The following is a 17,736-nucleotide window of genomic DNA, read 5'->3' as shown; positions in this document are numbered from 1 at the left end:
GGGGCAGCGCCGCCGCCTCGTCGCGAGGCGGCGGCGCAGTTCGCTCAGCCCGGCAGGGCCAGATCGTCGATCATCGCGCGCAGGAAGCGCGCTGCTTCGCCGCCGGTGCAGGCGCGGTGGTCGAAGCTCAGCGACAGCGGCAGCAGCTTGTGCGTTTCCACGCCGCCCATCACCGGCACCAGTTGGTGGCGGGCGCGGCCGGCGGCGACGATCGCCACGCACGGCGGCACCACGATCGGGGTGGCGTAGCGGCCGGCGAACATGCCGAAGTTGGACAGCGAGATGGTGTAGCCGCTCAGTTCGGACGCGGCGATGCTGCGCGTCTCCACCTGCTGGCGCAGGCGGTTGACGCCTTCGCGGATGCCGCGCGCGTCGAGCATGTCGGCATTGCGCAGCGCCGGCACGAACAGGCCGTCGTCGGTGTCCACGGCGATGCCGATGTCGACCTGCGCGTGCAGGGTGCGGGTCAGCGCGTCGCCGTCGAACCAGGCATTGAGCGCCGGCACCGCCTGGCAGGCGGCGACGATCGCGCGCACCAGGCGCACGGTCATGTCGTTGCCCGGGGCCCAGGCGTGGACGTCGGCGTCGTCGTTGAGCGTGGTCAGCACCACCTCGCGATGCGCCTGCGCCATCACCCGCGCCATGTTGCGGCGCACGCCCTTGAGCGGCTCGGGCTGGCCGTGCGCGGCGGGGCCGGGCGGCTGCGTGCGCATCGGCTTGCCGGTGGCGGACAGCGGCGTGCGTGAGGGCGCTGCAGGCGCTGGCGCCGTTGCAGCAGCGGCTTCGGCCGCGACCTGCGGCGGGCGTGCGGTCGCGGCCGAAGCCGCTCCTGCAACGGCCGAACCGTCGGCGGCGGCCTGCTTCACGTCGGCCAGGGTCACTGCGCCGTCGCCGCCGCTGGCGCGCACCCGTGCCAGGTCCACGCCCAGTTTCTTTGCCAGCGCGCGCACCGCCGGCATCGCGCGGACCCCGCCGACCGAGACCGTGCGCTCGCTGTGCACGGCGTTGGAGCTCTGCATCGCGCCGACCACGGTGCCGGCGTCGTCGCGTGCGCCATCGCCTGGCGCCGCGTCGGCGTCGGCGTCGCGCAGTTCGCCGCCGGTGTCGGAGGCGATGACGCGGTCGTTGTCGCCCGGCGCATCGGCGCCGGCGCCCTTGTCGGGACTGGCCGGCGCGGGACCGCCGTGGTGGTGGCCGGTGTCCTGGCCTTCGGCGCGCTGCGGCATGCTGGCGTCGGGCGCGAACTGCGCCAGCATGCTGCCGGTGACGACGATGTCGCCCGGCGCACCGGCCAGCTTCAGCACCTTGCCCGACACCGGCGAGGGCACTTCGACCACCGCCTTGGCGGTTTCCATCGACACCAGCGGCTCGTCGAGCTGGATGGTGTCGCCTTCCTTGACGAACCATTCGACGATGGTGGCGTCCGGCAGGCCTTCGCCCAGGTCGGGCAGATTGAAGTTCTTGGTTTGGCTCATGTGGTCTCTTCCAGCAGTTCCAGGTCGCGCGCCGGCAGCCAGCCCTGCACGCCATCGGCGCGCTCGGCCCACCACCAGTCGCCGTATTCGTAGTGCAGGGTCACGGTGTCGCCCTGCACGGCATCCAGTTCGCGCGCGTCGTAGTCGCGCAGCGCTTCGGCGTGGCCGTCGCCGGTGGCGCGCAGCCAGGCCAGCGGCGCCCAGCCGGCGTTGCCGGCCGCGGTCGTGGTCCAGACGAAGGCGGGCCATTCCTCGTCGCGCACGCCCAGCACCACCCGCTCGCCGGCGGCGAAGCGGATCGGGTGCGGGTAGGCGGCGCGGTAGTCGCTGAGCAGGCGCGCCTGCATGTCAGCCTGCGGCGACGGCACGCTTGGCCGCCGCGACGATCTTGTCCACGCTCGGCAGGTATTTCATCTCCAGCCGGAACAAGGGAATGTGGGTGTCGTAGCCGGTCACCCGCTGCACCGGCGCGACCAGGTCGTACATCGACTGCTCGGCCAGGCGCGCGGCGATCTCGGCGCCGAAGCCGGCGCTGCGCGGGGCCTCCTGCACGATCACGCAGCGGCCGGTGCGCGCCACCGATTCGGCGATGGTGTCGAAGTCCAGCGGGCGCAGCGTGGCCACGTCGATGACCTCGGCGCTGATGCCGTCGGCGGCCAGCTTGTCGGCCGCTTCCAAGGCTTCCTTGACCTGCGCGCCCCAGGCGACCAGGGTCACGTCGCTGCCCTCGCGCAGCACGAAGCACACGTCCAGCGGCAGCGCCTCGCCGTCGTCGGCGACCACTTCCTTGTACTGCCGGTACAGGCGCTTGGGCTCCATGTAGATCACCGGATCCGGCTCGCGGATCGCCGCCAGCAGCAGGCCGTAGGCGCGCTGCGGCGAGGACGGCAGCACCACGCGCAGGCCCGGCACGTTGGTGAAGATGGCCTCGTTGGCCTCGCTGTGGTGCTCCGGCGCGCGGATGCCGCCGCCCCACGGCACGCGCAGCACCATCGGGCAGTGCAGGCGGCCGCGGGTACGGTTGCGCAGGCGCGCGGCGTGGCAGATCAGGTGATCGACCATCGGATAGACGAAGCCGTCGAACTGCGCCTCGGCCACCGGCTTCATGCCCTGCGCGGCCAGGCCGACGGTCAGGCCGGCGATGGTGGTTTCGTCCAGCGGCGTGTCCAGCACGCGCTGCGCGCCGAAGCGCTGCTGCAGGCCGGCGGTGGCGCGGAACACGCCGCCGTTGACGCCCACGTCCTCGCCCAGCACCAGCACCGACGGGTCGTGCTGCAGTTCCCAGGCCAGGGCCTGGGTAACGGCTTCGATCAGGGTGATGGGGGTGCTGGTCATGGACTGGTCTCCGCGCGCTGTGGCCGCGCTGTGGGCGGTGCCGGCCGCATGCGCGGCGGCCGTGTCGGCAAGGCGAGGGCTGAGCTCATCCATGGCGCTGCTCCAGGGCGATGGCGTCGGCGCGCTGCGCGAGCAGGTCCGGCGGCGGATCGGCATACAGGTAATCGAACATCGCTTCCACCGGCTGCACCGGGGTGGCCAGGTAGGCATCGACCTCGATGTCGACCAGACGCGCGCATTCCTGCTTCCACGTCGCTTCCTCGGCCTCGTTCCACAGGCCCTGCGCGGTCAGCCAGGTGCGCAGCCGGGTCAGCGGCTCGCGCTCCCAGGCCTGCTTGACCTCGGCCTCGTCGCGGTAGCGGCGCGCGTCGTCGGCGGTGGTGTGGTCGGACAGGCGGTAGGTCATGAATTCGATGACCGTGCCGCCCTGGCCGCTCAGCGCGCGCTCGCGTGCCTGGCGCATCGCCTCCAGCACCGCGATCAGGTCGTTGCCGTCCACCTGCAGGCAGTGCAGGCCGCCGGCCAGGCCCTTCTGCGCCAGGGTCTGCGCGCCGGTCTGCGCCGCGCGCGGCACCGAGATCGCCCAGCCGTTGTTGATCACGCACAGGATCAGCGGCAGTTGGTAGGCGCCGGCGGAATTGAGCGCGGCATAGAAATCGGTCTTCGAGGAGCCGCCATCGCCGCAGGTGGCGACCGCGACATGGCCTTCGCCGCGCAGTTTGAACGCCAGCGCGGCGCCGGCGGCGTGCAGGCACTGGGTGGAGATCGGTACGCAGATCGGGAAGTCCCTGGCGGCGTCGGAATCGCGCAGGAAGTCGCTGCCGCGCTCGTCGCCGCCCCAGTACAGCAGCACCTCGCGCGGGCGCACGCCGCGCATGAACATGGCGCCGTACTCGCGGTAGCTGGGCGCCAGCACGTCGCCGCTGCGCATCGAGGCGCCGATGCCGATGTGGGTGGCTTCGTGGCCCAGGCACGAGGCGTAGGTGCCGAGCTTGCCGGTGCGTTGCAGGGCCACGGCCTTGCTGTCGAAGGTGCGCACGTAGAGCATCTGCTTGAACAGCGCCAGCAGGGTCTGCGGGTTGGCCGAATCGGCCGGGAGGGCGTCGCGGGCCGGTTGGCCGTCCGCGTCGAGGTACTGCAGGTATTCGATTTCGAACTGGGCGGCGATGGTCATGACAGCGGCACTCTCGACAACAAGTTTCAAATGATATGACTCGGCATGTTAAGGAAGGCGTGCACAAAAGCCGTCCTGCACCGCAGCACGGTATCTTGCTGGATTGCAGCAAAAACGCGCGCTGTGTGGGTTGTACGCACTGCTGGCGTTCACTTGGGGGATTGCTGCGTTGCGGTGGGCGAGTGCGCGGTGGGGATGGATGTCTATCGGTGGACGTTTCGGGTTTGGCGTGATGGCGGGTTGCCGTCGTGTTCGGGCGACTGCGCAAAAGCAATGGCGACGGCTTGAGCAAGAGCAAGATCAAGAGCTTTCGCGCCGGTCGGCGCGAGTCACTTTTGTCTTGGCAAAAGTAACCAAAACCGCTCCCGCCCGACACGAGCCGGTGCGATACAGCCGCACCGGTCCCCTGCGCTCCTCGCGGCGAGCGGCACGGCGCCCAAACTCGCTTCGCTCAAACAGGGGCGCCTCTTCGGCCGCTCGCCACTGCGGTGCTCGGCTCGCTTTAAGGCGGGACGTTTTAACAGCAACAGCAACAGCTAACGGCAACAGCAAGAGCTCGAGCGATAGCGAAAGGCTCGAGGCGGGAGGGAAGGCTGCACTCGCATGGAGGGCGAGGTTCGGCTGTTCCCTTCTCCCACCGGGACCATGGCCCCCTTTTCGGGGAGAAGGTGCCCCGCAGGGGCGGATGGGGGTACGGGCGCAGCCTCGTGCACCGAAACTCCGCGAGGCGCTACGCGCCCCGTACCCTCACCCCAACCCCTCTCCCGAGGGGAGAGGGGCTTCGACAGCGGAGGTTCGAGGGCTACTGCTGCTTCTGGAGCGACGGCAAAAGAAAAGGGCGCGGCTTGCGGCCGCGCCCTTGTTCTGCCCGAAGGCGGTTGCGCTCAGCGGCCGATGCGGGTGCTGAAGCGTGCCGTGTTGTCGGACGGGTCGGCATCGGCCGAGGCGGAGCTGGCGCTGGCCTCGATCACGATGTTGCGGTCGGCCGGCAGCGGGCGGGTCGCCGTGGTCAGGGTGAACGCGGTGCTCGTGCCCGGCGCCAGGTCGGCGCGGGTGCTGCACTGGTACTGCGCGCTGCGCAGGCCGTGGGCCTGGCGCACGCATTGCCAGCCGCGCGGCGGCACCAGCAGCGACAGCACCGACACCGTGTTGCCGCTGACTGTCAGGCTGGCGCGTTTGACCGGCGCATTGCCATGGTTGCTCAGGGCGATGCGGTAGTTGGCGCTGAACGCGATCAACGGCAGCGTCGCCGGGCCGTCGATGCGCACCGCCAGGTTGCCGGCGGGCGCAGCCTGCACGGCCACCGCGGCGCTGGCGCCGTTGTTGCCGCCGTTCGGATCCTCGGTCTGCGAGGCGACCGACGCGGCCAGGGTCAGCGAACGGCCGACCAGGTCGGCCGTGGCCGGCACCGCCACGTCGAAGCGCGGCGTGGCGCCGGCGGCGAGCTGCGTCGTGGTGCAGGTCACCACGGTCTGCGCGGCCACCTCCGGCGCGGCGCAGTCCCAGCCCGGGGCGGCGGTCACGGTCGGCGTCACCGCCGCGTCCAGGGCGAAGGCGACCGCGGCGAAGCGGGCCGCATCCGGGCCGGCGTTGCCGACCTCGACGCTGTAGCGGATGGTGTCGCCGGCATAGACCGCGGCATTGGCCGCGTTCGCGGTCACGCTCAGGTCGGCGCGCTGCAGCGGCTTGAGCTTGAGCAGCACCACCGCCGGATCGTGGTCGGACAGCCGTGCCGGCGAGTTGGCGTCGTTGCGCGCGGTGGCCGGGAAGTCGGCGTTGAGCCGCGCATGGCCTTCGCTCAGCGTCGCCACCTGCGCCGAGTTCATCAGCGCGCGGTTGGCCAGGATGTGGTCCAGCGACTGCACGTTGCCGTCGTAGGCGTAGGAGTAGCTCTGGTCCGGGGTCGACAGCAGGGTCAGGTTGTACAGGTCCGGCGTGACCAGGTCGGCGCCGTCGCCGTCGACCACGGTCTGCGCGTCGGCCGACGGCAGGCCAGTCACCGTGCCCATCGCATCGACGTAGCCGTCGTTGAACTCGAAGGCGTTGAAGTCGCCCATCACCAGCAGCTGTTCGCCGGGATCGGCCACTTGCCGCGCCTGCAGCAGGTTGGCCAGAAACACCGCCTGCGCCTGGCGCTTGGCGCGGATGCGCAGGCCGCTGGCGTCGTCGGTCTCGGCGCCGTTGAGCGAGCGCTGGTGCACCTCGACCACGGTCAGCGGCAGCGTGCGGCCGTCGGCGAAATGCACGATCGCCTTCAGCAGCAGCGGTGGGCGGTCGTTGAGCAGGCTGGTGCCGCCGGCCGGCTCGGTCCAGGTGGTGGCCTTGCCTTCCTGGCTGACCGAGAGCACTTCTACGCGGGCGATGCCGGCGCCGACCGCCGCGGTCTTGACCAGGAAGCCGACGTCGATGCCGCCGACGTCGTTGCCTTCCTGCAGGTACGCCACGTACTGCGGATCGGGCTGGCCGGCGGCGACCGCGTCGGTGTTGATGCGTGTGGCCAGGGTCTGCAGCACGCTCAGGCTTTCCACTTCCACCGTGCCCAGGATGTCGGGCGTGTTGAGGTAGTTGCGGATCGCCAGCGAGGCTTTGTTGAGCCGCGCCTGGTAGGCGGCCGCGGTCAGCACCGGTTCGCCGATCGCCGGGTCGTTCTGGTCGTCGAAGAAGCGCTCCATGTTGTAGGTGGCGACGTTGACGTCGTCCGCCTGCGGGGCCGGGGCCGGCTTGGGCTGGTCGGCGCCGTTGCATTGCACGGTGGGCGCGGTTTCCGGGTAGATCGTGTAGCGGCGGAAGCTGTAGTCCAGCGGGCCGCTGACGCCGAGCACCACGCAGCCGCCGGCCACGTCGATGCGCTCGCCGCCGAGGCCGGCGCTGCCCACCGCGATCACCTGCGGGTTGGTGTTCCAGCGCGGCACGTCGGCCGGGGAACCGGCCGGCAGCGGGTCGGGCTGCTGCACGCCGGCCGTGCGCCAGGCGCGCGGCAGGCCGGTGACCACGGCATGGAACACGCCGTTGCTGCTGGCAGTGGCGTTGGTCTCGTTGACGCTGCCGCCGGTGGGCGCGTTGACGGTCAGGCTGGGCACGGTCACGCGCATGCCTTCCAGGCGTTCGAGCTGGTCGTAGGCGCCGCTGGGGTCGGGGAAGCTGGTGGTCAGCGTCACCGCGGCCGGCAGCGGGTTGCCGGTGGACTGCAGCAGCACGGTCGGTGTTCCCAACTCGGTCAGCGGCGGCTGGGTCGGATCGGCGCTCGGCACGTACTCGAGCACGGTGGCCTGCACCCGCACCGCATTGCCCACCGCGGCCTCGGCCGGCGGTGCGCTGCCGGTGTAGACGTAGATGCCTTCGGAGGTCTGCGGATCGGCATCGGCCTGGTCGTCCGGCGCCTGCAGGAAGAAGCCGGCGCTGCGCCGCGCGGTGACGATGCCGCTGGTGGCGACCACCTGCCCGACCAGCGGCGACCGCGCGCCGCTGCCCTGGATGCTGTGGATCGGCACCAGGTTGAAGTCGTCGTTGAGGATCACCCCGCTGGCGGTCAGCGTGGCCGGCAGGGCGCCGCTGATGCCGGTGATGTCGAGGTAGAAGGTCTCGTCGGGTTCGTTGGCGGTGTCGCCGTTGACCAGCACGCTGACCTGCGCGCTGCTTTCGCCGGCGGGAATGGTCACGGTGGTCGCGGCCACGGCCTGGTAGTCGCTGCCGGCGCTGGCGCTGCCGTCGCGGGTGGCGACGCTGAAGCCGACCCCGCCGCTGCCGGCCGGTTGGCTCAGGGCGATAGTGAACACGAACGCGGTGCTGCCGCTGTCGCCTTCGCCGCGGCTGACGTTGGCCACGCTGGCCACCGGCTGGTTGCCGCCGCCGCACAGGTTGGCGGCCGCGGCACTGTTGCGCGGGGTCGGCGCGCCGGTGGCGAAGTCGGCGTTGTTGTTGTCGCTGTCGCTGCAGCCGCCGTTGCCGCGCAGCACCGCCAGGGTGTTGCTCGGCGCGGCGGTCGGCGCGCTGCCTTCGGCGCAGCTGGCGCTGCTGCCGTAGCCGACGAAATCGACGTTGCCGGCGGGGCAGGCGCCGCTCAGCGCGGTCGCCGCATTGCTCAGCGCGATCTTGCCGGCAGTGCCGCTCATCGCGGTGGTGCCGGTGGCGTCCGGGGTCGGCAGCGCGGTGCTGCCGCCGCTGCCGTCGGCCTGCTTGACCAGGTAGTAGCCGCCGGCGGGGATGCTGCCGGCCAGCGTGGTGACCTGCCAGCTGCTGCCGGCGGCCGAGGCGTACTGCACCGACCAGCCGGCCAGGCTCACCGCCTGGTTGCCGTTGTTGTGCAGTTCGATGAAATCGCTCTTGTAGGTGGCGCCGCTATTGCCGCCACCGCCATAGACCTGGCTGATGACGACCTGGGCCTGGCCGGTTCCGGCACAGGCGAGCGCGCACGACAACACTGCAGCACGAAGCAGCATGGTTCGCATGACGAAGACTCTCCCCAATCCTTGAAGACGTGGAATACCGCGGATGACGATCGGGCGCCCCCCAAGGCGCTGGCCCGATTCTGCCCGAGTTTGGCGCCGGCCGCTGACCGGGATGTGACAGGCGTCGCTGCGGTACCCTTGCCGGCCCCGGATCGCCGTTGTCGCCCATGCCCGTCGAACAGAACCAGCGCCCGCTCGAAGCCGGCATCCACACCGACCTGGAAGGCCGCGTCACCTACGGCGGCTACCTGCGGCTGGACCAGCTGCTGTCCGCGCAGCAGCCGCTGTCGGACCCGCCGCACCACGACGAGATGCTGTTCATCATCCAGCACCAGACCTCCGAGCTGTGGCTGAAGCTGCTGGCGCACGAGCTGCGCGCGGCGATCATGCACCTGCAGCGCGACGAGGTCTGGCAGTGCCGCAAGGTGCTGGCGCGCAGCAAGCAGGTGCTGCGCCAGCTGACCGAGCAGTGGTCGGTGCTGGAGACGCTGACCCCGTCCGAATACATGGGCTTCCGCGACGTGCTCGGCCCGGCCTCGGGCTTCCAGTCGCTGCAGTACCGCACCATCGAGTTCCTGCTCGGCAACAAGAACGAACAGATGCTGCGCGTGTTCGGCCACGACCCGCACGGCCAGGCGGCGCTGCAGGCCGTGCTGGAAGCGCCCAGCCTGTACGAGGAATTCCTGCGCTACCTGACCCGCTTCGGGCATGCGATTCCCGAGCAGTACCGGGCGCGCGACTGGCGCCAGCCGCATGTCAGCGATCCGCTGCTGCGGCCGGTGTTCGAGCGCATCTACGAGAACACCGACCGCTACTGGCGCGAGTACGCGCTGTGCGAGGATCTGGTGGACCTGGAGACCCAGTTCCAGCTGTGGCGCTTCCGCCACATGCGCACGGTGATGCGGGTGATCGGCTTCAAGCGCGGCACCGGCGGCTCCAGCGGCGTGGGCTTCCTGCAGCAGGCGCTGGCGCTGACCTTTTTCCCGGAGCTGTTCGAGGTGCGCACGTCGGTGGGGCTGGTGGACGGGCGCGATGCGGCGCCGCCGGAAGCGGCGGGGGCGCCGGAGCCGGGTGCCTGACGGCGCAATCCCGGGACGAGGAGTCGCGTGCCGGTTCCGCGCCGCGTGCCTCAGGCCGAGGGGCGGCCGCCAATCCCCAATCCCCAATCCCCAATCCCGGCCATTTGACGCCAGCGCCACCTCTCGGTGATGCTCGCCTGTCGCCCGGCCCGCCCGGGGGAATCGCCCAGCCCATACTGAATACGCAAGGGAACACCGCATGAGCGTTGACGTCGTCGCGTCGAACCACCCAGCCTCACCGCCGCAACCGCCAGCGCAACCGCCCGAATTCAAGACCCTGCTGGGCCATCCACGGCCATTGTGGATGTTGTTCATGACGGAATTCTGGGAGCGCTTCGCGTTCTACGGGATTCGCTGGGCGCTGGTGCTGTACATCGTGGCGCAGTTCCATGGCGGCCAGGGAACGGGCCAGGCGTCGGCCAGCGCGACCTACGGCGCCTATCTGGCGCTGGTCTACGCGGCGGCGATCTTCGGCGGTTACATCGCCGACCGGGTGCTCGGCTACCAGCGTTCGATCCTGGTCGGGGCCGCGGTGATGTCCGCGGGTCTGTTCCTGATCTCCATTCCCAACCCGCAGATCTTCGAGCTGGGCCTGGCGACGGTGGTCGTGGGCAACGGCCTGTTCAAGCCCAACATCTCGACCATGGTCGGCAAGCTGTACAGCGCCGCCGATCCGCGGCGCGACAGCGGGTTCACCATTTTCTACATGGGCATCAACCTGGGCGCGATGATCGCGCCGTGGCTGACCCAGCAGCTGGCCGAGAAGGTGTTCGGCACCGAGGCGATGCCCTCGTACAAGATGGTGTTCATCGCCTCCGGCATCGGCATGCTGATCAGCCTGGTGTGGTTCTGGTTCGGCCGCCGGCAGCTCAAGGGGATCGGCGCGCCGCTGCACGACGGCGCCAACCGCATGCGCGTGGTCTATGTGCTGCTCGGCATGCTGCTGGCGATCCCGGCGGTGTACCTGGCGCTGGCGGCCGGCGCAGAGGTGCTGCAGTGGATCCTCAGCACGATGTTCGTGGCGCTGGCGGTGATGCTGCTGGTCGAAGGCGTCCGCAACGGCAAGGTGGCGCGCGACAAGGTGATCGCGATGCTGATCATCTTCGCCTTCAACGTGCTGTTCTGGATGTTCTTCGAGCAGGCCGGCAGTTCCTTCACCTTCCTCGCCGACGAGATCGTCAACCGCCGGTTCGGCGACTGGACCTTCCCCACCGCGTGGTTCCAGTCGGTGAACTCGCTGGCCATCATCACCCTGGCGCCGATCATCGCCTGGATCTGGGTCAAGGCCGGCCGCTTCAATCCGTCGATCTCGCGCAAGTTCGCGCTGGGCCTGACCTTCAACGGCCTGGCCTTCCTGCTGCTGATGTTCGCGTTGTCGCGCCTGGTGGACGACGCCGGCAAGATCCCGTTCTGGACCTTGTTCATGGTCTACGTGATTCAGTCGGTGGGCGAGCTGTGCCTGTCGCCCATCGGCCTGTCGATGGTGACCAAGCTGGCGCCGCTGCGCCTGGTCGGCTTCGGCATGGGGGGCTGGTTCCTGTCCACCGGCATCGGCAACAATCTGTCCGGCATCTTCGCCAGCCACGTCAGTGGCGAGGGCGGGATGACGGTATCTTCCGCGCTGAGCGGGTATACCTTCGGTTTCTGGGCGCTGCTTGGCGCCGGTGTGGTGTTGTTCCTGATTGCACCGTTGATCAACAAGTTGATGCACGGTGTCAAATGACGTGAGGTAGATCGCAATGTCGAACAAGACGATCAAGACGATGGGCAGCGCGGCGGCGCTGATGCTGGCCTTGAGTGGCTGCAACAAGGCGCCCGCGCCGGAGGCCGAACAGGCGCCGGCCAAGCCGCTGGACACCTCGGTGCAGAAGCCGCCGGTGGCCGATCCCAACCAGCCGGTGGCCTCGGGCAACACGCCCGCTGCCGCCGACGTGGCCGCGACCGCGGCCCTGGGCGCGCAGTTCGATCCAAACCGCGACCCGGCCAACGACCTGGAAACGGCCGAGGTGGAAGCCAAGCGCGGCGGCAAGCGCATCCTGCTCGACGTGGGCGGGGAGTGGTGCTCGTGGTGTCACATCCTCGACGACTTCATCGAGGGCGACGCCGAGGTGCGCAGCTTCCGCGATGCCAACTACGTGTGGGTCAAGGTCAACTACAGCGACGACAACAAGAACGAAGCGTTCCTGGCCCAGTACCCGAAGATCGAGGCCTACCCGCACCTGCTGGTGCTCGATGCCGACGGCAAGCTGCTGCACTCGCAGTTCACCGGCGAGCTGGAGAAGGGCGAGGGCTACGACCGCAAGAAGTTCTTCGACTTCCTCAAGCAGTGGGCGCCGCCGAAGACCTGAGCGCGCGATGGGGCGTTGTCCCGGCCTACGGGAAAACGCCATCCCCCTGTAGGAGCGGCTTCAGCCGCGACAGGTGTTACCGACAGCGCCTGTCGCGGCTGAAGCCGCTCCTACAGGGGCCGCATCTGCATCGCCTCCCGCCGCGCACGGCGCGGAGGTCGCGCCTCACTTGCCGGTCATGCTCGGCAAGCCCTCGGCGGCCAGGCGGTCGATCATCCGGTTCAGCACCTGCTGTTCCTCCGCGCTGAACGGCGCCAGCAGGCGGCGCTCGCATTCCAGCACCATCGGCGCGACCACCTGGTAGACCTCCACCCCCGCCTCGGACAGGTGCAGCACCGAGCGGCGGCGGTCGTCGCCATGCGTCTCGCGCTGGATGAAGCCGCGCTCCAGCAGCCGCGCCACCGCGCGGCTCACCGCCACCTTGTCCATCGCGGTGCGCTCGGAGACCTCGCCGGCGGACAGCCCCGGGTACAGCGCCAGCACCGCCATCACCCGCCACTCGGTCACCGCCATGCCGTAGCGCTCGCCGTAGACGCGGGCGATGTTGCTGCTGATCCGGTTGGATAGCACGCTGATCCGGTAGGGCAGGAACTGCTCCAGGTCGAGCGAGGGCTGCTCGGGGACGGGCGGGGCGGCGGGGGCGATCGTCATGCTGCATTGCACCTTGCTGGTGGTTTCATTTGTAACTATAACGGAGGACACTACCGTCCATTCTCGCGAGTCTGGCGTCCGTCCGCATCCGAAATTTCGGCCGGCCACCGCCCGCATCCTCCAGGAGACGCGCCATGAGTGCACAACCGCAGTATCCGTCCCAGCCGGCCAACCTGGGCATGCAGGTCACCACCTTCGAGAACCCGATGGGGATCGACGGCTTCGAATTCGTCGAGTTCGCCGCGCCGGCCGGGCAGGGCGAACGCCTGCATGCCTACTTCCGCAGCATGGGCTTCAGCGCGGTGCTGCGCCACCGCAGCCGCGCGATCACCGTGTACCGGCAGGGCGGGGTCAACTTCCTGCTCAACGAGGACCCGGACTCCTTCGCCGCCGATTTCGCCGCCGCGCACGGCCCCTGCGCCTGCGGTTTCGCGATCCGCTTCCGGCATCCGGCCGACGAGGTATTCGCCAAGGTGCTGGAGAACGGCGGCGAGGCCATCGGCGACAAGGCCGACACCCGCGCGGTGCCGGCGCCGGTGGTCAAGGGCATCGGCGACTGCATGCTGTACCTGGTCGACCGCTATGGCGAGAAGGGTTCGGTGTACGCCGAGTTCGAGCCGGTGCCCGGCGCCGACCAGCATCCGGCCGGCTTCGGCCTGACCTTCATCGACCACCTGACCCACAACCTGTACTTCGGCAACATGCAGCGCTGGTCGGACTACTACGAGCGCCTGTTCAACTTCCGCGAGATCCGCTACTTCGACATCAAGGGCGCCAAGACCGGGTTGACCTCCAAGGCGATGACCGCGCCGGACGGGGTGGTGCGCATCCCGCTCAACGAGTCCTCCGACCCGAAGAGCCAGATCAACGAATACCTCGACGCCTACCACGGCGAAGGCATCCAGCACATCGCCTGCTTCACCGACGACATCTACGAGACCGTGGAGCGGATGCGCGCGGCCGGCGTGGAATTCCTGGACACCCCGGAGGCGTATTTCGAGGTGATCGACCAGCGCATTCCCAACCACGGCGAAGACGTGGCGCGGCTGGCCAGGAACAAGATCCTCATCGACGCCGACCTGGAGACCAAGCAGCGCAAGCTGCTGCAGATCTTCACTCAGAACTGCATCGGCCCGATCTTCTTCGAGATCATCCAGCGCAAGGGCAACGAAGGCTTCGGCGAAGGCAACTTCCAGGCGCTGTTCGAGAGCATCGAGCGCGACCAGATGAAGCGTGGGGTGCTCTGACGATAGGTCACGGGGAACCCCGATAAGCGCGTGAGCCCCTCTCCCATCGGGAGAGGGGTTGGGGTGAGGGTACGGTGGCTCAATGAGAGTCAAACCGCCGCTCCCCACTTCAACACTGGAAAACGCGCGCTTGCTGCGCCGGACCATGACCGACGCCGAACGCAAACTATGGAGTTGCCTGAGAGGGGGCCACTTGCAAGGCGTCAAGTTCCGCCGCCAATATCCCATTCCTCCCTATGTCGTCGATTTTTGCTGTGTGGCGTCGAAGCTGATCGTCGAACTCGATGGTTCGCAACACAGCGAACTACGCGATGCAGCAAGAACGCGTTGGCTTGAGTTGCAAGGCTGGCGAATCGTCCGCTTCTGGAACAACGATGTGCTGTTGTCGACGGACGCTGTGATTCAGGTAATTTGCTGCGTTATGGCGGCTCCGTACCCTCACCCCAACCCCTCTCCCGATGGGAGAGGGGCTTGATCTCGCGAAGGCTCAAGTACATGCATGACCATCATCGCTACATGTCCGGCTTCGGCAACGAATTCGCCACCGAGGCCGTGCCCGGTGCGTTGCCGCAGGGGCAGAACTCGCCGCAGCGCGTGGCCCATGGCCTGTACGCCGAGCAGCTGTCGGGCACCGCGTTCACCGCGCCGCGCGGGGTGAACCGGCGCAGCTGGCTGTACCGGATCCGTCCGGCGGCGGTGCACGGCACGTTCGCCGCGTACACGCAGGCCGGCGGCTTCCACAACGACTTCGACGCCGGCCCGGTGTCGCCGGACCAGCTGCGCTGGAGTCCGCTGCCGCTGCCGCAGGCGCCGGTGGATTTCGTCGATGGCCTGTACACGATGGCCGGCAACGGCTCGGCCGCGGCGCAGCACGGCGTGGCGGTGCATCTGTACGCGGCCAACGCGTCGATGCAGGGCCGTTTCTTCTACAACGCCGATGCCGAACTGCTGATCGTGCCGCAACTGGGCCGGCTGCAGCTGTGCACCGAACTGGGCACGCTCGACCTGGAGCCGCAGGAGATCGCGGTGATCCCGCGCGGCGTGCGCTTCCGCGTCGCGCTGCCCGACGGCCAGGCGCGCGGCTACGTGTGCGAGAACTTCGGCGCGCTGCTGCGGCTGCCCGACCTGGGCCCGATCGGCGCCAACGGCCTGGCCAATCCGCGCGATTTCCTCGCCCCGGTGGCCGCCTACGAGGAAGACGAAGGCGACTTCGCGCTGATCGCCAAGTTCCAGGGCCACCTGTGGCAGGCGCCGATCGCGCATTCGCCGCTGGACGTGGTCGCCTGGCACGGCAACTACGCGCCGTACAAGTACGACCTGCGCCGCTTCAACACGATCGGCTCGATCAGCTTCGACCATCCCGATCCGAGCATCTTCACCGTGCTCACCGCGCCCAGCGACACGCCCGGCACCGCCAACCTGGACTTCGCGATCTTTCCGCCGCGCTGGCTGGTGGCGCAGCACACCTTCCGGCCGCCGTGGTTCCACCGCAACGTGGCCAGCGAATTCATGGGCCTGGTGCACGGCGTCTACGACGCCAAGGCCGAAGGCTTCGCGCCGGGCGGCGCCTCGCTGCACAACTGCATGAGCGGGCATGGCCCGGACGCGGCCACCTTCGACAAGGCCTCGCAGGCGGACCTGTCGCGGCCGGACGTGATCGCCGACACCATGGCCTTCATGTTCGAGACCCGCGCAGTGCTGCGCCCGACCGCGCAGGCATTGGCGGCGACGCATCGCCAGCGCGACTACCAGCAATGCTGGCAGGGCCTGCGGCGCAACTTCCGCACGCCCTGAGCGCTGCGGCGCGGGCCATCCGGTCCGCGTCGCGCGCGGGCCGACACCTGCGACGACGCGCTCAGGCGGCTTCCAGCGATGCGTTTAGCGGCGCGTGCAGCGGTGCCGGCAGCACCTCCAGCACGCGCTCGCGGATGCGTTGCGCATAGCGCTCGGAGGTCATTTCCGGCATCGCCCGCAGCGCGTCCGCGATCGCCTGCAGCGTGGCCGCTTCCTCGCGCGCGTCGCGCAACTGCTGCTGCAACGGGCGCGAGGCCGGATGGCGCTGCAGTTGCAGCAGGTCGAGCAGATACATGCGCGCGTTGAGCAGCGCGCGACGCGGATCCGCCGGCGCGATGGCGGGCGCGGGCGGTGTCGCGGCCGGGGGCGGTCCGGCGGTTGCGCGGCCGTCGTCCAGATAGCCCTGCTGCAACAGCGCCTGCACGATCGCCGCGGCGTTGCTGCCGCCCAGCGCGGCCAGTTCGTCGACGCTGCGCTGGCCGTCGGCCAGGATCAGGACACGGCGCTGGCGCATGTCCAGCGGCGCGGCGTGGGATTGCAGTGCCGCGAGGGCGAGGGCGGTCTTGCGCGGATGCATGGTGGCGGTACCGGAAGGGAAGAAGCTTGGCGATCGGCGGTGAAACACTGATGACAGGCGACGCAGGTCGGCCGTCGTAGGAGGCACGTTCGTGCAGCGCGACGCGATGCCGCGCTGACGCAGCCACTGCCACTGCCGCCACGAGCGATGGCGATGAGATGACGGGTCTGCATCGCGATTCCGCAATGCAGTCAGTGCATGCGCGCGGCGCGCGCGCTAGCCTATGCACTGCTCTTGCGAGGAACCGCGATGAAGCCGACCCTGCCTGCCGCTGCATTGCTGCTGCTCGCGCTGAGCGCCTGCGACAAGTCGCCGCCGTCTGCACCACCGCCCGCGCCCGTCGCGGCGGACGATGGCGCCTTGCCGCCGCCGGCGCTGGACCAGCCCGACACCGACGTGCCCCCGGCGCAGGCCCCGGCCGCGGCGATGCCGCCGGAGATGGCCCCGGCCGAGCGCCAGCTGGCTCGCGACGATGGCTATGGCGACCTGCGCCTGGGCATGAGCGCGGCGCAGGCGCGCGCGGCCTGGGGCGGCGAACTCGATGGGCAGCCCGGCGAGGCGGGCGGCTGCTACGTCCTCAGGCCGCGCTGGGCCAAGGGCGGCAACGACTTCGGCCTGATGTTCGAAGCCGACAAGCTGGTCCGCTACGACGTGCGCACCGCCAAGGAAACCGCCCCGGGCGGCGGCAAGGTCGGCATGGACCTGGCGCAGCTGCGCGCGCTGTACGCCGGACGCGTGGAAGAGCAGCCGCACAAGTACGTCGAAGGCGGCAAGGTCCTGCGTATCGCTGGCAGCACTGCCCAGTCCGGCGTCCTGGTGTTCGAGACCGATGCCGCGGGCAAGGCCACCTCTTGGCGCGTGGGCCTGCCGCCGCAGGTGGACTACGTGGAAGGCTGCGGCTAGCGCAGGCGTCAAGCCGGTTATCACCGCGCCTGGATTAAAGATCAACGCGTGCACGTCGCTGCAGGGAATGCCATGTACCTATTGGACATCAGTGAGAGCTACTCGGAAATTTTCTGGTTCAAATACGACCAGAAGCTCTCGCCCGACCACCTGCTGTTCATCAGCGGCGAAACGCAATCGTCGGTTGCTGCCACCCCGACCTTCAGAAACAACAAGAAAGTAAGCAAGTCGCGCTTGCTGGCGTTCGATCTCCTTCAAAGCGACACGCTCGAATTCGTCAGCCAGGCAATGGCGGAGGTGTTGCGCCAATATCCGGACGACGTTCAATTGTTTCCCGCCGACGTCTACCTCAAAGAGGAACGGTTGCAGGGCTTCTACGTCTTCAATGTGATCCAGACGGTGCCTTGCATCGACCTCGAACACTCCCGGCATGCCCCCATGTTCGGCTTTATGCCTGATGGACCTCTGCGATTCACAACGCTTCAGAGCCTGCCGCCTGCGGCCTTGGCTGGTCACCACCTCGTTCGGGCCAAGGAAAGCTCGCAGCGCATTTTCGTTTCCCAGCAGCTGAAACAGCAATGCGAGGCTTCCGGGCTTGAAGGCTTGCGGTTTGTGGACTGCTCCAACGGTATTCAAGTGTGAGATAAGCGGGGTGAGTTGGTTGATGGAAGGGCCTTGTCGCTCTTTTTTGTTTCCTTCAGGAAT

15 protein-coding genes are annotated in these 17,736 nt (G+C 68.9%); 8 read left to right on the top strand and 7 right to left on the bottom strand.

The genetic code is table 11. The features are described from left to right. Window positions 1–44: 44 nt before the first annotated feature. The 5 genes from HDC36_RS16150 to HDC36_RS16130 all read right to left on the bottom strand — a co-directional run bounded on the left by HDC36_RS16150 (window position 45) and on the right by HDC36_RS16130 (window position 8,432). The gene (locus HDC36_RS16150) at window positions 45–1,475 is read right to left on the bottom strand and encodes a dihydrolipoamide acetyltransferase family protein (RefSeq protein ID WP_179569241.1); all 1,431 of its coding nucleotides are present in this window, start codon (window positions 1,473–1,475) and stop codon (window positions 45–47) included. Further along, window positions 1,472–1,822, bottom strand: coding sequence for an SH3 domain-containing protein (locus HDC36_RS16145; RefSeq protein ID WP_179569239.1), 351 nt, complete (start codon window positions 1,820–1,822; stop codon window positions 1,472–1,474). The genes HDC36_RS16150 and HDC36_RS16145 overlap by 4 nt, the downstream gene beginning before the upstream one ends. A gap of 1 nt (window position 1,823) precedes the next feature. After that, entirely contained in the window at window positions 1,824–2,903 is a 1,080-nt protein-coding gene (locus HDC36_RS16140; protein ID WP_179569237.1) for an alpha-ketoacid dehydrogenase subunit beta, read from the bottom strand. Beyond that, window positions 2,896–3,984: a pyruvate dehydrogenase (acetyl-transferring) E1 component subunit alpha gene (gene pdhA, locus HDC36_RS16135; RefSeq protein ID WP_179569235.1), complete on the bottom strand. Its 1,089-nt coding sequence runs from the start codon at window positions 3,982–3,984 to the stop codon at window positions 2,896–2,898. Before pdhA ends, HDC36_RS16140 begins: the two co-directional genes overlap by 8 nt. A gap of 884 nt (window positions 3,985–4,868) precedes the next feature. Continuing rightward, window positions 4,869–8,432 carry a lamin tail domain-containing protein gene (locus tag HDC36_RS16130; protein WP_179569233.1) on the bottom strand — a complete coding sequence of 1,188 codons (3,564 nt, stop codon included), beginning with the start codon at window positions 8,430–8,432 and terminating at the stop codon, window positions 4,869–4,871. A 167-nt stretch (window positions 8,433–8,599) separates the two neighbouring features. Between HDC36_RS16130 and HDC36_RS16125 the strand changes: the two genes are divergently transcribed. The 3 genes from HDC36_RS16125 (at window position 8,600) to HDC36_RS16115 (ending at window position 11,859) form a co-directional block, all read left to right on the top strand. Further along, window positions 8,600–9,511, top strand: coding sequence for a tryptophan 2,3-dioxygenase family protein (locus HDC36_RS16125; RefSeq protein ID WP_179569231.1), 912 nt, complete (start codon window positions 8,600–8,602; stop codon window positions 9,509–9,511). Window positions 9,512–9,710: 199 nt separating this feature from the next. Next, window positions 9,711–11,234, top strand: coding sequence for an oligopeptide:H+ symporter (locus HDC36_RS16120; RefSeq protein WP_179569229.1), 1,524 nt, complete (start codon window positions 9,711–9,713; stop codon window positions 11,232–11,234). A gap of 16 nt (window positions 11,235–11,250) precedes the next feature. Next, complete coding sequence (locus HDC36_RS16115; protein WP_145704720.1) at window positions 11,251–11,859, top strand: thioredoxin family protein; 609 nt, start codon at window positions 11,251–11,253, stop codon at window positions 11,857–11,859. A 165-nt stretch (window positions 11,860–12,024) separates the two neighbouring features. On the opposite strand, the gene HDC36_RS16110 is transcribed toward HDC36_RS16115, so the two are convergent. Continuing rightward, the gene (locus tag HDC36_RS16110; protein ID WP_179569227.1) at window positions 12,025–12,510 is read right to left on the bottom strand and encodes a MarR family transcriptional regulator; all 486 of its coding nucleotides are present in this window, start codon (window positions 12,508–12,510) and stop codon (window positions 12,025–12,027) included. 179 nt (window positions 12,511–12,689) lie between these two features. Between HDC36_RS16110 and hppD the strand changes: the two genes are divergently transcribed. The 3 genes from hppD to hmgA all read left to right on the top strand — a co-directional run bounded on the left by hppD (window position 12,690) and on the right by hmgA (window position 15,551). Further along, the gene (gene hppD, locus HDC36_RS16105) at window positions 12,690–13,757 is read left to right on the top strand and encodes a 4-hydroxyphenylpyruvate dioxygenase (RefSeq protein WP_145705713.1); all 1,068 of its coding nucleotides are present in this window, start codon (window positions 12,690–12,692) and stop codon (window positions 13,755–13,757) included. Window positions 13,758–13,839: 82 nt separating this feature from the next. Next, window positions 13,840–14,232: a DUF559 domain-containing protein gene (locus HDC36_RS16100; protein ID WP_179569225.1), complete on the top strand. Its 393-nt coding sequence runs from the start codon at window positions 13,840–13,842 to the stop codon at window positions 14,230–14,232. Between the two features lie 20 nt (window positions 14,233–14,252). Then, a complete protein-coding gene (hmgA, locus tag HDC36_RS16095) occupies window positions 14,253–15,551 on the top strand; it encodes a homogentisate 1,2-dioxygenase (RefSeq protein WP_179569223.1) in 1,299 nt (432 codons plus the stop codon). Window positions 15,552–15,612: 61 nt separating this feature from the next. Here hmgA and HDC36_RS16090 read toward each other — a convergent pair whose 3' ends face one another. Then, a complete protein-coding gene (locus HDC36_RS16090; RefSeq protein WP_179569213.1) occupies window positions 15,613–16,128 on the bottom strand; it encodes a hypothetical protein in 516 nt (171 codons plus the stop codon). A gap of 249 nt (window positions 16,129–16,377) precedes the next feature. Between HDC36_RS16090 and HDC36_RS16085 the strand changes: the two genes are divergently transcribed. After that, window positions 16,378–17,031, top strand: a complete 654-nt coding sequence (locus HDC36_RS16085) for a lectin (RefSeq protein ID WP_179569211.1) — start codon at window positions 16,378–16,380, stop codon at window positions 17,029–17,031. A gap of 48 nt (window positions 17,032–17,079) precedes the next feature. Continuing rightward, window positions 17,080–17,673, top strand: coding sequence for a DUF1629 domain-containing protein (locus HDC36_RS16080; protein WP_179569209.1), 594 nt, complete (start codon window positions 17,080–17,082; stop codon window positions 17,671–17,673). The last annotated feature ends 63 nt before the right edge of the window (window positions 17,674–17,736 follow it).

The sequence above is a fragment of the Xanthomonas sp. JAI131 genome (assembly GCF_013410075.1).
Taxonomy (GTDB): domain Bacteria; phylum Pseudomonadota; class Gammaproteobacteria; order Xanthomonadales; family Xanthomonadaceae; genus Xanthomonas_A; species Xanthomonas_A bonasiae.
Note: the sequence above shows the minus strand (reverse complement) of the source record. Positions and strands in the feature narration are given on the sequence as shown.

Excerpts from the sequence above, each read along its gene's own strand:
- pdhA (WP_179569235.1), bottom strand. The coding sequence starts at position 3,984 with ATGACCATCGCCGCCCAGTTCGAAATCGAATACCTGCAGTACCTCGAC.
- HDC36_RS16140 (WP_179569237.1), bottom strand. The coding sequence starts at position 2,903 with ATGGATGAGCTCAGCCCTCGCCTTGCCGACACGGCCGCCGCGCATGCG.
- HDC36_RS16090 (WP_179569213.1), bottom strand. The coding sequence starts at position 16,128 with ATGCATCCGCGCAAGACCGCCCTCGCCCTCGCGGCACTGCAATCCCAC.
- HDC36_RS16125 (WP_179569231.1), top strand. The coding sequence starts at position 8,600 with ATGCCCGTCGAACAGAACCAGCGCCCGCTCGAAGCCGGCATCCACACC.
- hppD (WP_145705713.1), top strand. The coding sequence starts at position 12,690 with ATGCAGGTCACCACCTTCGAGAACCCGATGGGGATCGACGGCTTCGAA.
- HDC36_RS16110 (WP_179569227.1), bottom strand. The coding sequence starts at position 12,510 with ATGACGATCGCCCCCGCCGCCCCGCCCGTCCCCGAGCAGCCCTCGCTC.
- HDC36_RS16115 (WP_145704720.1), top strand. The coding sequence starts at position 11,251 with ATGTCGAACAAGACGATCAAGACGATGGGCAGCGCGGCGGCGCTGATG.
- hmgA (WP_179569223.1), top strand. The coding sequence starts at position 14,253 with ATGCATGACCATCATCGCTACATGTCCGGCTTCGGCAACGAATTCGCC.
- HDC36_RS16085 (WP_179569211.1), top strand. The coding sequence starts at position 16,378 with ATGAAGCCGACCCTGCCTGCCGCTGCATTGCTGCTGCTCGCGCTGAGC.
- HDC36_RS16120 (WP_179569229.1), top strand. The coding sequence starts at position 9,711 with ATGAGCGTTGACGTCGTCGCGTCGAACCACCCAGCCTCACCGCCGCAA.
- HDC36_RS16145 (WP_179569239.1), bottom strand. The coding sequence starts at position 1,822 with ATGCAGGCGCGCCTGCTCAGCGACTACCGCGCCGCCTACCCGCACCCG.
- HDC36_RS16130 (WP_179569233.1), bottom strand. The coding sequence starts at position 8,432 with ATGCGAACCATGCTGCTTCGTGCTGCAGTGTTGTCGTGCGCGCTCGCC.
- HDC36_RS16100 (WP_179569225.1), top strand. The coding sequence starts at position 13,840 with ATGAGAGTCAAACCGCCGCTCCCCACTTCAACACTGGAAAACGCGCGC.
- HDC36_RS16150 (WP_179569241.1), bottom strand. The coding sequence starts at position 1,475 with ATGAGCCAAACCAAGAACTTCAATCTGCCCGACCTGGGCGAAGGCCTG.